14 protein-coding genes are annotated in these 14,407 nt (G+C 57.9%); 8 read left to right on the top strand and 6 right to left on the bottom strand.

Annotation, left to right across the window (positions count from 1 at the left end):
• Positions 1 to 46 precede the first annotated feature (46 nt).
• Genes BDOA9_RS36300 through BDOA9_RS39230 form a run of 6 tightly spaced genes read right to left on the bottom strand, consistent with a single transcriptional unit; the run spans position 47 to position 4,555 of the window.
• Positions 47 to 583: a hypothetical protein gene (locus BDOA9_RS36300; protein ID WP_025038816.1), complete on the bottom strand. Its 537-nt coding sequence runs from the start codon at positions 581 to 583 to the stop codon at positions 47 to 49.
• A complete protein-coding gene (gene sctN, locus BDOA9_RS36295) occupies positions 559 to 1,914 on the bottom strand; it encodes a type III secretion system ATPase SctN (protein WP_025038845.1) in 1,356 nt (451 codons plus the stop codon). Before sctN ends, BDOA9_RS36300 begins: the two co-directional genes overlap by 25 nt.
• Positions 1,911 to 2,534, bottom strand: a complete 624-nt coding sequence (gene sctL, locus BDOA9_RS36290; protein WP_025038815.1) for a type III secretion system stator protein SctL — start codon at positions 2,532 to 2,534, stop codon at positions 1,911 to 1,913. The genes sctN and sctL overlap by 4 nt, the downstream gene beginning before the upstream one ends.
• Complete coding sequence (locus BDOA9_RS36285) at positions 2,531 to 3,151, bottom strand: hypothetical protein (RefSeq protein WP_025038814.1); 621 nt, start codon at positions 3,149 to 3,151, stop codon at positions 2,531 to 2,533. The genes sctL and BDOA9_RS36285 overlap by 4 nt, the downstream gene beginning before the upstream one ends.
• 19 nt (positions 3,152 to 3,170) lie before the next feature.
• Positions 3,171 to 4,034: a type III secretion system inner membrane ring lipoprotein SctJ gene (sctJ, locus tag BDOA9_RS36280; RefSeq protein ID WP_025038813.1), complete on the bottom strand. Its 864-nt coding sequence runs from the start codon at positions 4,032 to 4,034 to the stop codon at positions 3,171 to 3,173.
• Between the two features lie 8 nt (positions 4,035 to 4,042).
• Positions 4,043 to 4,555: a nodulation protein NolB gene (locus tag BDOA9_RS39230; protein WP_244521637.1), complete on the bottom strand. Its 513-nt coding sequence runs from the start codon at positions 4,553 to 4,555 to the stop codon at positions 4,043 to 4,045.
• A 183-nt stretch (positions 4,556 to 4,738) separates the two neighbouring features.
• Here BDOA9_RS39230 and BDOA9_RS36275 point away from each other — a divergent pair, with 183 nt between their 5' ends.
• From BDOA9_RS36275 to sctV, 8 genes are all read left to right on the top strand, one after another.
• Positions 4,739 to 5,440, top strand: coding sequence for a secretin N-terminal domain-containing protein (locus BDOA9_RS36275; protein ID WP_025038812.1), 702 nt, complete (start codon positions 4,739 to 4,741; stop codon positions 5,438 to 5,440).
• Between the two features lie 1,485 nt (positions 5,441 to 6,925).
• Positions 6,926 to 8,725 (top strand): HrpF/NolX family T3SS translocon protein, encoded by a 1,800-nt coding sequence (locus BDOA9_RS36270; protein ID WP_025038811.1) that lies wholly within the window; start codon positions 6,926 to 6,928, stop codon positions 8,723 to 8,725.
• An 896-nt stretch (positions 8,726 to 9,621) separates the two neighbouring features.
• Positions 9,622 to 9,918, top strand: coding sequence for a hypothetical protein (locus tag BDOA9_RS38610; protein ID WP_042337078.1), 297 nt, complete (start codon positions 9,622 to 9,624; stop codon positions 9,916 to 9,918).
• A gap of 71 nt (positions 9,919 to 9,989) precedes the next feature.
• Positions 9,990 to 10,223 carry a nodulation protein NopA gene (locus tag BDOA9_RS37490; protein WP_082848019.1) on the top strand — a complete coding sequence of 78 codons (234 nt, stop codon included), beginning with the start codon at positions 9,990 to 9,992 and terminating at the stop codon, positions 10,221 to 10,223.
• A gap of 111 nt (positions 10,224 to 10,334) precedes the next feature.
• Complete coding sequence (locus BDOA9_RS36260) at positions 10,335 to 11,225, top strand: SctD/MshK family protein (RefSeq protein ID WP_025038809.1); 891 nt, start codon at positions 10,335 to 10,337, stop codon at positions 11,223 to 11,225.
• 33 nt (positions 11,226 to 11,258) lie between these two features.
• On the top strand, positions 11,259 to 11,795 hold the full coding sequence (locus tag BDOA9_RS36255) for a hypothetical protein (protein WP_025038808.1): 537 nt from the start codon (positions 11,259 to 11,261) through the stop codon (positions 11,793 to 11,795).
• Positions 11,796 to 11,797: 2 nt separating this feature from the next.
• Entirely contained in the window at positions 11,798 to 12,220 is a 423-nt protein-coding gene (locus tag BDOA9_RS36250) for a tetratricopeptide repeat protein (RefSeq protein WP_025038807.1), read from the top strand.
• A gap of 8 nt (positions 12,221 to 12,228) precedes the next feature.
• Complete coding sequence (gene sctV / locus BDOA9_RS36245; RefSeq protein ID WP_025038806.1) at positions 12,229 to 14,346, top strand: type III secretion system export apparatus subunit SctV; 2,118 nt, start codon at positions 12,229 to 12,231, stop codon at positions 14,344 to 14,346.
• Positions 14,347 to 14,407: the final 61 nt, after the last annotated feature.

The following is a 14,407-nucleotide window of genomic DNA, read 5'->3' as shown; positions in this document are numbered from 1 at the left end:
ATCGGTTCCGCGGGCGCAGCTCGGAACGTGATAACAGAACCAGCCATTAATTCGATCCATCGACCGTCTGGCTGCGCGAACCACCCTGATATCGGAGCAAAACCTCATCGTCGGCATCGATTTCGGCTGCAAACTCCGAACGGGCAGCGGTAGTGCGCTGGACATCGCCTTCAATCTCCTGCCATTTCTGGCTCGCCGCCGAACGCTCGGCCCATATGGTCCGCGCCTCATTTACCGCCCGCTGGGCCTGCTCATGCGCGACGCGCGCCTGCTCACGCGCTAGGCGTGCCGATTCGATCTCTGCTGCCAGTCGCCCAAGGACGAGTTGACAGCGACGATCGAGCTCCGTCACGGACATCATCTCGAGCGACGCCAGCTCCTGATAAAGTTCAGCTTCGGCCTTGGCGCGACGATTGTCCGCGCCTTTAAGAATTTCGGACGCTCGCTGCAGCGCTGCGACCGCAATTTGGCGCCTGGCTTCCATGTTCGACAATTCACGAAGCGCGCTTCGCTCTCTCATGTCTTTAACCAGCCGCAATTTTGACGCTTGCGCGAGATTCAGGCCGTCAGACGCGACATCCATGAAACGGTCTCCTCAAAGCTAGACGGCTCGTCCTGTCCCTGGCGCAAGAATGCGCGCAGTTCCTCAATTGACTCGATTGCCCGATCGGTCAGAGGATCGTTACCCGGCTTGTATTCACCGACCTTGATCAGGAACTCAGCCTCATTGTAGCGCGAGAGCAGATCGCGGAATGCGGATGCCGCCTTGCGATGTAGACCAGAGGCGACCGCATCCATGACGCGACTTCGGCTCGACAGCACGTCGATGGCCGGAAAATGCTCTCGCGAGGCCAGCGCGCGCGAAAGAATGATATGACCATCGAGAATGCCGCGCGACTCTTCGGCGATCGGATCGCCCGTGCCGTCACCTTCGACAAGCACGGTATAGAATGCCGTGATCGAGCCCCGCTCGCCCATACCGGCTCGCTCCAACAGACCAGGAAGCAGCGCAAAGACGGAAGGAGGAAAGCCGCGCCGGGTGGGAGGTTCTCCGGCGGCAAGGCCGATTTCGCGCATCGCACGGCTAAAGCGCGTCAGCGAATCCATCATCAGAACGACCTGCAGCCCTTGATCACGAAAATACTCGGCGAGTGCGGTCGCCATATGAGCGCATTGCGCGCGCTCCATTGGCGATCGGTCGGACGTCTCAACGACAACGATCGTGCGAGCGAGGGCATCTCCAATATGACGTTCGATGAATTCACGCACCTCGCGTCCACGCTCCCCTATGAGCGCAACCACGGTGACGTCGGCGGCCGCACCTTTTACAATTTGCGACATCAGCGTCGACTTACCGCAACCGGCATCTCCATAGATTCCGATCCGCTGACCTTCGCCACACGTCAGAAGTCCATCCAGAACGCGAACGCCGAGCGGAAACGGCTGCTCGATGCCACGCCGCCTCATCGGGTTGGGCGCCTTGCCGCGGAGCGGACAAGTGTGAACCGTCCTTATCGGCCCCTTACCATCGAGTGGACGGCCGAAGCTATCGATCACGCGACCGAGCAGGTCGGGCCCGACTGACACTTCCTGCATGCGCCCGGTCGGGAGCACTTCCGCGCGGTGGGACAAGCCTACCATATCGCCAATGGGCGTCAGCAACACCCCGTCCGGCAGCAAACCGATGACTTCCGCCTCAAGTGACCATCCGGAAGCGTGATCCTGCAATAGGCAAAGTTCTCCAACACGGGCCCCTGGCAACACGGCATGGAGCAAGGTGCCGATCGCACGCGTGATCCGTCCCCGCACGGCACGCGTATCGACATCCTTTGCTGCGAATCTCAGAGATGCTATCGCCGCATGCACATCTCCTTCTCCGCCGGCTTGATTATGGCCTGATTGTTGCGTCGTCACGGATAGCTTTCCTGAGAAGATCGATTAAGGCCGAGACGCAATGTGCGGAGCTGCGCGGCGAGTCCTAAATCGACACTGCCGAACTCACTCCACAGAACGCACTGGTCCGGCCTCACGGCAGGGTCCGGATCAATTCTGACTTTCGGCCGGCCATTCGTTCCATCGAACGCCAGGAATTCATGTCTTAGTGCATCAGCGTTCACAGGAGACACGTGAAGGCATACTTCTGCGCTGCCATATCTTTTCTCGACAGCGTGACGAACGGTCCTTACTAACACCTCACCCGGATCAAAGGAGCCCAACAAATCGGTCAATATCTCAATGACGAGCTGAGGTAACTCCTGGTGCAGAACGGCTTTTCGCGCGGCCACGTCGGAAGCAGCTCGGGCAATCAGCTGTGCCATTTCGTCCGAGCCTGACCTTAGACCCTCGCAGTGCCCGCGCTCCCGCTCCTGCTGATAGGCCTTCCTTGCCCAACTGCGAACCTGCCGCAGGTAGCGCTCGGCTAGCGCGCGCGTCTGCACCGCGTCGTACCAGATGCTAAGTTCCGCGGCTGGTATGAGCGGACCGAGCGGCCGTATCCGCGGGCTATATGGCAAGACTGTTTCATTGGCCGTCATGCCGCTGGCTCCTCCGTGGCCAAGTGGGCCACCACCAAAGACAGTAACTGAGCCGCTGAGTTGTGGTGTTCGGCTGCTGGAGAGTCGGCGGTGGTCCCCACAGGTAAGCGGAAAAGAACGCGCACACGGTCAAGCTCTGATGCGTCCTTCAGCCAAGCGCCAAGGCAGGCAAATCCGTCATGTTCAATCTGGCTCGCTAGCTTCTGCGGATCGTCAATCGATGTGGTTGCGACGGCGCTGGATAAGTTTCGGATTGCGAAAGCATGTGATTCGGCACCAATAATTTCAATCAGAATCGCTACATCATGCCTTGACACAAGCTTCAGCACCGAACGGGCATGCCAGATACTGCCAGCGAGCAGCGCCGCCCGACGCGGATCATGCCCGAGCAGAACGTCCCTACCCCAGTCGGTTCCATTCGAAACCAGCTCACTACCTAGCAGCAATTCGACCAGTCTTTGCTGCAGTCTCGGAGACCTCTGCAACTGCAGCACTGTGGTGGCCGACAGGAGCTCATCAAGATGGCCGGCAAACCGGCTAGGATGGATCAAAGCCGCAAGCTCGCGCAGGCGATCGGAATGCGGGTTGAGTGAATAACTCGGGTTAGTGGATGCCATCGATACGGACCTGCTGCCGCTATTTCGGATCGGAGGAGAGCTTTTTGCCGGCGGAGTGGACCGCTGGCTTGCTGGCATCTCTGCCGAAACTTGTCACTTTGAGCCAGGATTGACGAAGCTGTCGCCCACGTGTGCTCAGCAGCACGTAAGATAGCATGCCCAACGCGGCGAGCCCACCTCCTGCACCGATCGCAATGTGGGTTGCAATGAACTTGGTTGGTTCGGTGGAAGCTGCCGCTGGCACAACGGAGACCTCATGCTGAGCCCGCTCAACCGGTACGAACACGACCGCCACCTTGTCGTATGATAGACCTTCGATGCTGTTCGCGACGAGCATCTTGATCTGCGGCAGCAAGGCTGAGAGCTTCGCGTTCGAGGCGTATCGAATGAACACCGACGCCGAAGACGGGGTTGCATCCTGTCGCAAAAGATCATTCTTCGGCAGAACGACATGAACACGAGCGGAGAGAACCCCATCGATATCGTTGATCGTGCGCGACAATTCTTCACTGAGAGCATAGACGTAGCGGGCTCGCTCCTCAACCGGAGAGGCAACGAGGCCCGCCCCCTTGAACACCTCACCAAGGCTCTTGAAGGGTTGGCGCGGCAAGCCCTGGTCATTCAGAAGCTGGATTGAGTAGGCGAGCTGCTTTTCTTCCACCTGAATTGTGCTGGTTCCATCCTTACCGACAACACGGATGGCATCGACGCCCTTGCTTAGGAGCAGCCCGAGCATCTCGTTGGCTTCGCGCTCTTGAACTTTGGTATACAGATCAGCTTTGCAACCGGCGAGGGTCAGCAAAAGCGGCAACAGGACGAGAGCATGAAGCCGCCTTCTTGCGGGACGGCCGTTACCGATCTTGTCTTTCGTAAAGACAACCAACGGCCCGCTCAGCCCGCCGATAGAAGCTTGTTCAGAGATGAACTGGCAGCACCTGTCCCCTTCGAGAGGAGCGAAACTTGGATGACGCCGTTGTAAACATCCCGCAGATTCGCCAGCGCCGAATCGAAGGAATCCACACCTTCCGGTTGGCCCGCTGGATGTACCTCGACTTGCTGTACACGCAAGACCGGTTGCGCTGCCGGCCCAAGCTGGAGATCCTTGGTAGGGTCAGGCTCTCCTGCACCCGACGGAAATGGTCTGCCCTGATGGATAGCAGAAATGCTCTGAAGGACACGATCGCCGAGCGGGCTAGGCGACATGACTGCACGCTGCACTTCCGGCAGCAATGGAGGTGGCGCGCGATCGGTTACAGAAGCGGCGGCACCTTGGTTCGAGGCCGCCTGCGCAAGACTCTCATCAAACTGGGCGGGTGCCGGCGAACAGCCGTTGGAGGCACACTCGACGTAGTTGCCAGGGGTCGACGTAATGCCAAACAACATGGAGGAAATCATTTCTGTCATGTAGTGAGGTGAGCCATCAGTTCACACGAACGGGCCGGCACCTTAGAGAAACAAGCTGACCAAAAACTGACGAGCAGCTGTCATCTAATGATCACGGTCAGCTTCCAATTTTCGACGAGGCCGCGGCTTCCAAATTTTGGGACGAATTCCAGTGCTTGTTCTCAAGTCGTAAAAATAGCAGGAATGCTCATTCCATCTACAAGGCGGCACATCTTGAAGAAACTTGTCCATGCTGGTGTTTTCATTTGCTTGGCCGCCGTCGAGGCGCTCGGCGCTCCCCTGGCGCTGCCGTCGACGCCTTATAGTTACACGGTTTTGGATCAGGACCTCGCGGCCGCACTGCAGGAATTCGGCAACAACCTAAATATCAGAGTCAATGTCAGCACCGGGGTGAAGGGGCGGATTCGCGGGCGAATGTCCGATCTCCCACCGCGAGAGTTCCTCGAACGGTTGATCAATCTCCACAATCTTCAATGGTATTACGATGGGCTGGTGCTCTATGTATCCGACGCGCATGAGGCGCAAAGCCGCATTTTGGTCTTAAGTCCAATCAGCTTTGATGCGTTCAAGGCGGCGCTCGATGCGCTCAAAATCTCCGACGAGCGTTACATCGTAAGAGCCGTACCGGGAGATGGCCTCGTCTTCGCCTCTGGTCCACCCCGTTTTGTCGCGCTTGTGGAGCAAACACTCAAAGGACTTGCGGCGGAGGCACAGGCACGGCGAAACTCGAGCGGTGACGAAAAGCCACCGCACGAGTCGGTTTTGATGCTGTTTCGGGGATCCTCCAGCGTGGTCGTTCGCGAAGGACGACCGAATGACGCTCCTTCGCCGGAGGCACCACATCAAGATGGCATGGTCCACATACCCGATGCAGGTAAGAAATGACCTGATGACAACAGATCGCCTACGAAGAAGTGCAATGCGTCTGTTTATGCCCTCTGTCAGCTTTTCGAAAGCGACTGCTGCCATTGTCAGCGCGCGGATATGTAGATGGCCGATGCCGCACGGCGGCGCAATAAGCGTTCCGGCCGGAGCCACGGATGCGAACCAGAGTCCTGGCCAGCAGCATCGGTGACCGTGCTTTGCCGCTTTAACGCCTCGTGCGAGCTTTTGAACAACTCGACGAACTCTGCTATGTAAATGAGGTTCGTCGCATAAGAATGAAAGTCCTTCCGTTGTCCAAAGGGAGGAACAGGATGGACTTCAACGCGCTAAGCCCGGCGGACAACAGCCCAGCGTCCCACTCGTCCTCGTCGCCCGCCAGTCCGAGAGAGCCGCATTGCATAAAATTATCCGAATACAGCCGGGACGAATTTGGCAGGACCTCGGAGGCAGATCATCGGTTGTCGAGCCATCATTGAGCGGCGGCGAGCGGACCAGTTCGCAACAGCCGATCGCTCAGCACCGCGTGGGCGCCTCCGATTTCGGCAATGCCTTGTTTGGCAAGATCCGGGTCACCTCACGCTGGGCGGTCTCCAGCGGAGCTCGCGTTGCCCGCAGGGGTTGCTCCGCCGGAACTTGAGGAGGCTGCCATGGCGAACGGCCGTCGCGCCAGGGACGAGTGGGTCTTCACAGGCCAAACCGCTACGCCTGCTCAGATCGAACTGCTAAGAGGCCGCGACCTCATACCGACTAGGGCTGCCCGGACAACCACGTCCTCCAACCTGGGTGTGCCTCGCAGGGTGGAATGGCAAGAAGAAGGTTTTATTCGTCTCAACCCATCCTAACACTCGCCAAGCGGATAAGCACGATGACATAAAGAATGCCAGGCGCAGCTGAGCTTCGATCCGCTCGGGGCAACATGGTCCGCACAATACCGCGGGACTCTTTCGAGCATCCACGCCAGTCAATCTCATACGATCATTCTGGGCTCATCGGGGCAGGCGCCAACACTCTCGTTGGACAGGCGCGAGGTCGCTAAGTGTGAGTGATTTCACCATCAGATGCTGCGAGACCTGCGACGTTGTTGCAGGAATCAGCGCACGGGACCATTCGCAGAGCGGCAGACTCGGATGCATTGATTTGAGCTAGTTGGCGTGGAGGTGAGCGATCGAAACCAAACAGGCAAGCCGATTCCGATATCAAGAACCATCATCGCCTTTCACACTTTCATTTCGCGCCTCGTTATGAAACCTCTGAGTGCCGTCAGCTTTTGGAAAGCTAATCGAACCTACCATACGGCGTGAATATCTAGACGGCGATGTGCCTATAGATTGTAGCGGAACTGAGCGCTGGGGCGCACTGAGCAATCGGAAGCAAGTGGTAGGAGCCATCAAATCCTATCAATATTTATTGCTCGTTGTTCGTCGCGATTCTCGGGCTGCGCCACATGACCGGCTTGTGGTGCGATCTCAAATCAGAGGACGTATAATGTCAGTCAACAACCTGTCGCTAACCGCCAGCTCCACTTTGTCCGGGTTGGCGCCGGAGCCCTCATCGGCGCGGGATCTTTCAAATTTCGAGGCGATGCTGGCTAGTTTCTCGTTGAAAGACAAGGTCGATGACCATTCCACACCGCAGGATCCGGCGGCTGCAGACTCAGCGAAGCAGCTGACGGAGGAACTCTCGCAGGAGGTGCGGAACATCCTCCCGCCGGAGATCAAGGCCGCACTGGACGCATGTCAGCAGGCGCCAGAGCCATCCTCCATGGAGTCCTCCTCCGCTGCGAGCGCACCGAAGATTGCAGAGGCACCCGTACAAAGCTCCAGGATCACGTGGAACAGCGGCACGTTGACTGACGCCGAGCTGCAGATTGTGTCGGTGCTGAACCGACACAAAGACAAATGCCCGCTGGATTGGAAATCTCTTGGAGAGTTGGCCAACGATCCCTCCACACCACCGGATCTAAAAGCCGCGATCGAGGCTCTGCAACAGGACCCAGAGCTCTTCTATGCGATAGGCTCGCAAGGTGACGGCTGCTGCGGCGGGAAGATTAAAGCAGGTGATCTCTCCGGCTTCTCCGATCACCACCCTCAGGTTGGTGCGTTCCAGGAGCAGCGGGCAAAGAGCTATACGCAAAACTACATCCCTTCCGACGGCACCGGCAATGGCGAGCCATCGGTTATGACCCAGACCGATGCATTGCGCGAGCTCTATCGGTATTCCGACAACCTGCCTAAGAACCTGAGCCTTGCGGATTTCAAGCGGATCGTCGATGGCGAAGCCGAAACCGGCAAATGCCCGCCACAGGTCCTCGCGGCCGCTCAATACTTCCTCAATCACCCGGATGAATGGAAGCAGTTGTATGGTGGCTCGATAGACAAGGTCCACAAAGAGGACTTCCTGCAGATTGCTTCATCATCGATGAGTCTCACGCACGCCGAGCTCGATACGCTCAATACGATCAATAAAAGGCAAAGCGCGTTCTTCGGGAACGGCGATCTGACCCGGCAAAAGCTGGCGAGCATGGTCGATGATAAGAGCCTCACGCCTGAGGTGCGAAAGGCGGCCTCCCAGCTGCTCTCCGATCCTGTGTTGTTCGGGTTGATGAACAACGCGATTACGGGCTACAAAACGCACCATAAGTTCTTCGACTTCGGCGGCGGGCATACGGTCGATTCCGGCAACATCAGCAACAGCGACTTCAACCAGTTCTTCAACAACATGTCGGGTGCGAACCGCACCGTCCACCAAGTGAAGACGCATGCCGTCCGAACGCCTGCCGAGCAGGACGCGGTCGCGGACATGACGATGGGCGTGGCAGACCAACCCGACATCAAGTCTCCCAAAAAGAACGGAGGCGCCTTCATGCACGCACTTAATGACGTGCTCAAAGTTGGCTCTAAAGTATTGGACTGGGCCGCGACAGCAGTCGGTGTGCTTGGCTTCATTCCAGGTTTGGGTGAATTGGCCGATCTGGCGTCAATGGTGCTCGAAGCCGAGGCGCAAGCTGCAAATCTTCTTCACACTGCCATCAGTGGCGGCAACCTAAAGCAAGCGCTGGAAGAAGGCGGGCTGAGTCTTGCGGCACAGGCGGTGGGTTGCATCGCCGGTCCTGAGATCAAATTAGCAATGCGAGAAGGCTTGGTGAAGCAGGCAATTCAAGAAGCAGCGACGGCCGGCATCAACCTGCCGGTTTCGGTGGCCGAGTCCTACGCGGAGGATTATTTGAATAACCTGAAGGCCCGCATCGAGTCCGAGCGCTTACAAGCTGCAGGTGCTGACGCCTAGGAGGAGCGACGCGTTCCTCTCAGGATCACGCTGGAAACTGAGCTTGCGCGACCTCCGCGCGGTTGGGCCTCTCTGCCGAGCAGTAGGTCGCGCAAGCTCCACCAGCATTCTTGAGACTGCCCCGAATCCGAGGAACTTATTTCGGCTCTTCATTGCGCACAAACGATGTTGGCCGCACTCGGTCGTTCGACTCCGACCTCAAACCCCAGTCTACCGCTGTGAAGTTCCATTGACTGCATGCGGCGCCTGTCAACACCGCGATGCAGTAACAATACCCGACAGACCGGCGACAGCCGCCGAGCCTGCCGGTTGCGCAAGGATCGAGAGCACATTGGTCTATTGGTCCAGAGCGGTAGGAGCCAAAGGGCTCTTTCTCGAGCAACAGGCTCCTGCTCGGTCTCCGTGAAAGTGGGCCGCGATTGACGGATCTGCCATGGGCCCGCCAGGTCCGATGGACCGCTCTGGGCGCGAATCGGCAGTCACTCTGGCTTTCGGCCTCGCTCCCGACGAGTTCAAGCTCCGCGCCGTATTACCCGACCGGAAGCAAATTGTCGAAAGAGCTCGGAGGCATCGCAAGAAGCCCGAGATTGCAACACGTCGAGCCCAAAGCGACTTTCTTAGTTCCGGCTTTGGTATTTCAGCAATTGAACGCTTTCGAAGCGATGAGCAACGTGCTCACCCGATCAAGCTCCACAAACAATTGTTTGTCTTAACCATCTAATCTCCCGCTTTCGCCGGGAACCTTTCAAATGCGGTCTGCTGGTGAAAAAGTTCAATGACGATCCGCCATCGGCTCATTGTTTCTACGACTCGTCAGCTTGTCGAAAGCTAATACTTGCAGAGTGGAAGGTGGATACTGCCTCCATTGACACATCGCATTGACATAGGAGAACCCGATGCGCGTTACGAGTTCTAGCGCCGCTAGGCACGGTGATGCTGACCTCCATGCGGGTGGCGGCAACAGCGGCGGCAAAAATGGATCTCACAAGCCTGGCGAGCGCGAGGATCATGGCCGATCGCCTGATGCAAACATTCCCGCAAACGGCGGCGCGTCCACTCCGGGCGGTAACTCGCATGAAGCCGCTATGCAGCAAGCGTTCAACGTCGCTTTGGGAGCCGTTGCTCTCCAATTTGCGAATAGTGCAATGAGCCATTTCGACGATGTCATGGCCGAGACAGAGGAGGATTCCTGACGCCCGCATGTTGCGACGTTAGGAAATAGGAGCCGCATGTGGCGGCGAAATTGAGCACACAGGAGAATAGTATGTCTAAGAATGTTGGTGCGTCTCATACCTCAACTGCAGGTGGGGCAGCTGGCACCGCTGCTGCTGCAGCAGGTTCCGCGGCTGCTGAAGCTGCTGGAGAGGCTGCATTCCAACGGCAAATCGCCGCTCTGACTTTGACCAGCACAAAGGCTGCTGAGAGGGATGTGGAACTTCGCGTCGTCTCGACCGAGCTGTCGACTGTCAAAAAAGCGGCCGATGAGCGGGTGCAGTAAGGGATGAGGGGCGACATCGCCGCCCCACTTCCCTGGCTGCTTAGTCTGTGAAGTCGCAACGGGCCGTACGGTTTTGCCGTACGGTCCCGTTCGCTGTTCAGGAAGCTGACCGTGAGTGAACCAAAGTTCCTGCATTTCGAAGTGCTGTCGGGGGGTTATTCTGGGCTGACAAGTAAAGTGGGGATCGGATCGTGTCTGATTGGCAGCAGCCTCGATGCAGACCTAATCTTCGTCGAACAAGGCCTTGAACCGCAGCATCTCCGTGTCACCCCGCATTCCAATTCAATCGAGATCGAGGCCCTCGCGAGGGACGTCAGGATCGAGGGGCACGAGACTGTTTTAGCGAATGAGCCCATTGTTGTCCCTCTTCCTGTCGTGTTGCATGCCGGGGTGATGTCCATTCGCTGGACGATGGAGGACTACAAACAAGCTGGCTCCATCGACCGCCGGCGTATATCGCTCGCCGTTCTCACTTTTGTCCTGATCAGCTCTGCCGCGGTTGGCGCAGTCTCATCCAGTTTTGTCCAGGCCGACACCACCGTGGCGTCAAGTCGGTCGTCCCCTGCTACGACCATTGCACCCACGCTGGCGCTCAACGCTACTGATGCGTTGGCCACCAATGCAGCTGCCGAGCGGCTGCAAGAGGAAGTTGACAGAGCGGGCCTTGTCGGCATCAAGGTCGGCTCTGGGGCGGGCGTTGTCACCGCCGACGGCACCGTTACGCCCGCCTCGCTCGCCACATGGCGAGACGTCCAGCAGCGGTTTGATCAAAATAGCAATGGCGCTTATACGCTTGTCAATGCGGTCGCCATCAAGGTTGAGAAGATGCCCCCAGCAATTGAGGTCCAAGCTGTTTGGCGCGGGAGCGAACCCTATATTGTCGTTGCTGGTCAAAAGTATTTTGTCGGCGCGCTCTTGGGCAATGGATGGACCGTCTGCGGGATTGAGGAAGGGCGTGTTTTGCTGAGCCGGGATGGTCGGCTTGCCACCCTACCCTATTAGCGTTTTAGGCCGCAGGTAAGGAAGCAAAGTACCATGACTAGGCTGCCCCCGAATCCCGTCATGCCTGGCACCTCTTTTCAGGAGCCAAACGTCGATCATCATGCATCTGCCATCACGCCCGTTAGTTCTCGAGGCAAGTCCATCGGGATTGATCGGACGCGTGGCAATGATAATAAGAGCCACACCTCAATTTCTCGTCACAGCGACGTGCTGGATCCGTTGGTGGACGCCACGATCGAGAGCGCGCTCAAGCTCAGTTCGATCGATGCAGTTTCGCGCGTCAATCTCGACGAGGCGCGCGCCCCGCCAGGTCAGATCGAGCCAGGTTCGGAACTCGCTTGGCTTAATGAGCCAAATCTCGTGCATAGTCTGCTCACCTTCGTGACACCGCGCTTACGTCATTCTGTTCTGCGTCCAGAGCAACACGGCCTTCTTCTCGAGCGTTTGGCTGATACGCTATCAGCCGCGCCAGACGATTTGGTGTCACGTGAAGGGGCCGCGCTTCTGCAACTGGAGCTGCAGCGATTAATCCTGCTCCGGCAGAGTCACAACGGCTTGATCAAAGGCTAGCGATGGCCGGGCCAGACAAAGTGCAACACTTCACGTCTACACAGCGTGGTTCCGAAGCCGTTGCTGTCGAGCTGATCTCCGGGCCGGAACGAGATCTGCTCTGCGTGCATTCTTACGTCTACCTTGCGTGCGGACAGGGCGCCAAAAGCCTGGCTCTGTTGCGGCTGGTCGCTCACGAACAGTCCCACGATATCGGCCTGCTCCGTCTCCTGGCCTACGCTCTCATCTCGGAGCGTCGCGGTGACGAAGCATTGTCGGTATTGGACAAGCTTGACAAGCTGGATGACGAGCCGTCTTCGCGTCTACCCTTGATGCTGATGCGCAGCCACGCGCTGCGTCACGCTGGCCGCATGACCGAAGCGCAAGCCGTCTTCAAACGCTATGTTTCGTTGCGGGGCAGCACAGCTGCAATCGAACAACATTAAGGCTTCTCATGGCCAACTTTGTACGAAATCTCATCACGCGCGCGCCGGCTCACCCCGATTTGATGGTCGCGTTGATGCTTCTTCTAGCGATCGGAATGATGATCATGCCGATCCCGATCATCGTGATCGATATGTTGATCGGATTCAATCTAGGGTTGGCCATATTGCTGTTGATGGTAGCCTTGTATCTCAACACGCCGCTCGACTTTTCGTCCCTACCGGGCGTCATCCTGATCTCCACCGTCTTTCGTCTCGCTCTTACCGTTGCAACGACGCGACTGATCCTGGCCGAGGGCGATGCCGGCAGCATCATCCATACGTTCGGCGATTTCGTCATATCCGGCAACATCGCCGTCGGCATTGTCATATTCCTGATCGTGACCATGGTGCAGTTCATGGTTCTCGCCAAGGGCGCCGAGCGGGTGGCGGAGGTATCGGCGCGCTTCACGCTCGATGCGCTGCCGGGCAAGCAGATGGCGATCGACGCGGAGCTGCGCAACGGCCATATCGATCAGCACGAAGCCCGCAGCCGGCGCGCCGCGCTGGAGCGAGAAAGCCAACTGCACGGCGCGATGGACGGCGCTATGAAATTCGTGAAGGGCGACGCCATAGCCGGACTTATAGTCATCTGCATCAACATGCTGGGCGGCATCACGATCGGATCACTCTCCAAGGGCATGTCCCTCGAGGAGGCGATGCATCAATACACCATCCTGACGATCGGTGATGCGCTCATTTCGCAGATTCCGGCCCTGCTGCTGTCAATTACCGCAGCAACCATTGTTACTCGTGTCAACGGTCCTTCCAAACTCAATCTCGGCGCCGATATCGTCAACCAACTTACGGCCAGCACACAAGCCCTACGCTTGGCCTCCTGTGTCTTGCTTGTGATGGGGCTCGTTCCTGGCTTCCCTTTGCTCCCCTTTGTCATACTGGCCGCGCTCTTCTCCGCCGCCAGCTTCCTCAAGGTTGGCGTGCAAGAGGGCAAGACCGCTCCCAAAGCCGGCGCCGGTCCCACCGGTTCGGCTCCCGCTTCCGCACAGGGTCAGAAGCAAGCCGTGCCCGCGGAGGCACTTCCAATTGCGCTGTTGCTAGCGCCGAACCTGATGCAGGCAATCGACGTAGGGGAACTCGAGCAGTGCGTCGCTCGGGTTTCGGGACTGGTTTCAGCTGATCTTGGCATCACAATTCCACGCATTCCCGCCCAAAGTGCAAAGCACCTGCCCCAATCGCAATTCCGGGTGGATGTCGAAGGAGTGCCCGTAGAAGAGGGCGCCATTGACCCTGCACAACTCTTACTTAATGACGACGTGGCGAACATCGATTTGAGCGGGATCCCCTTTTGGCACGACCCAGACACGAATCGGATCTGGATCGAACAAGTCCATGCGCCTGCTCTCAAAGCAGCCGGAATAGGGCACCACCGTCCGAGCGAAATCATCGCCTTGCGCGTCCAGTCAACGTTGACACGCTATGCACAGCGCCTGGTGGGCATTCAGGAAACGCGTCAGTTGCTTGGCCGGATGGAGCAGGAATATGCCGATCTGGTGAAAGAGGTGCTGCGCACGACACCGATCCCTCGCATCGCCGATGTCCTACGTCGCTTGCTGGACGAGGGCATCCCGATCCGGAACACCCGTTTGGTTTTGGAGGCGCTTGCAGAATGGAGCGAACGGGAACAAAATGCCGTACTGCTCACCGAATATGTGCGCTCCGCTCTGAAGCGGCAGATCTGTCACCGCTACGCCAACGCCCATCGTGTTGTGGCGGCTTTTATCGTCGAGCGCGAGACTGAGGATATCGTGCGCAGTGGGGTGCGCGAGACCGCTGTCGGTCCCTACCTGGTTTTGGAGGATCGGCAAAGCGAGATGCTGCTTTCACAATTTCGCCAGATCCATTCGAGCATCGCACGTAGTCAGAACCAGCCAGTTATCCTGGGCTCGATGGATATCCGGCGCTTCGTCCGCGGCTTCCTCACCCGCAATGGAATAGACCTACCTGTTCTCTCCTATCAGGATCTCGCCTCGGATTTCACCGTCCAGCCGATTGGCTCCGTCAAACTTGCGCCTGGGAAGGACAAGACTCCTACAGGCGGGTATCGTGACCTCCTTCCTGCGGCCGGCTGACGAGCACAGATCTGGGGTCGTGAGGTCACTTATGAATTTATGTAAGATTAACTTTCTGCGG

This window comes from Bradyrhizobium sp. DOA9 (assembly GCF_000617845.2).
In the GTDB taxonomy this organism is placed as follows: Bacteria; Pseudomonadota; Alphaproteobacteria; order Rhizobiales; family Xanthobacteraceae; genus Bradyrhizobium.
Note: the sequence above shows the minus strand (reverse complement) of the source record. Positions and strands in the feature narration are given on the sequence as shown.

Bases quoted from the DNA above. Each gene is read 5' to 3' on its own strand.
- BDOA9_RS36300 (WP_025038816.1), bottom strand. From the start codon at position 583: ATGGATGTCGCGTCTGACGGCCTGAATCTCGCGCAAGCGTCAAAATTG.
- sctL (WP_025038815.1), bottom strand. From the start codon at position 2,534: ATGACGGCCAATGAAACAGTCTTGCCATATAGCCCGCGGATACGGCCG.
- BDOA9_RS36285 (WP_025038814.1), bottom strand. From the start codon at position 3,151: ATGGCATCCACTAACCCGAGTTATTCACTCAACCCGCATTCCGATCGC.
- BDOA9_RS39230 (WP_244521637.1), bottom strand. From the start codon at position 4,555: ATGACAGAAATGATTTCCTCCATGTTGTTTGGCATTACGTCGACCCCT.
- BDOA9_RS36275 (WP_025038812.1), top strand. From the start codon at position 4,739: ATGCTCATTCCATCTACAAGGCGGCACATCTTGAAGAAACTTGTCCAT.
- BDOA9_RS36270 (WP_025038811.1), top strand. From the start codon at position 6,926: ATGTCAGTCAACAACCTGTCGCTAACCGCCAGCTCCACTTTGTCCGGG.
- BDOA9_RS38610 (WP_042337078.1), top strand. From the start codon at position 9,622: ATGCGCGTTACGAGTTCTAGCGCCGCTAGGCACGGTGATGCTGACCTC.
- BDOA9_RS37490 (WP_082848019.1), top strand. From the start codon at position 9,990: ATGTCTAAGAATGTTGGTGCGTCTCATACCTCAACTGCAGGTGGGGCA.
- BDOA9_RS36255 (WP_025038808.1), top strand. From the start codon at position 11,259: ATGACTAGGCTGCCCCCGAATCCCGTCATGCCTGGCACCTCTTTTCAG.
- BDOA9_RS36250 (WP_025038807.1), top strand. From the start codon at position 11,798: ATGGCCGGGCCAGACAAAGTGCAACACTTCACGTCTACACAGCGTGGT.
- sctV (WP_025038806.1), top strand. From the start codon at position 12,229: ATGGCCAACTTTGTACGAAATCTCATCACGCGCGCGCCGGCTCACCCC.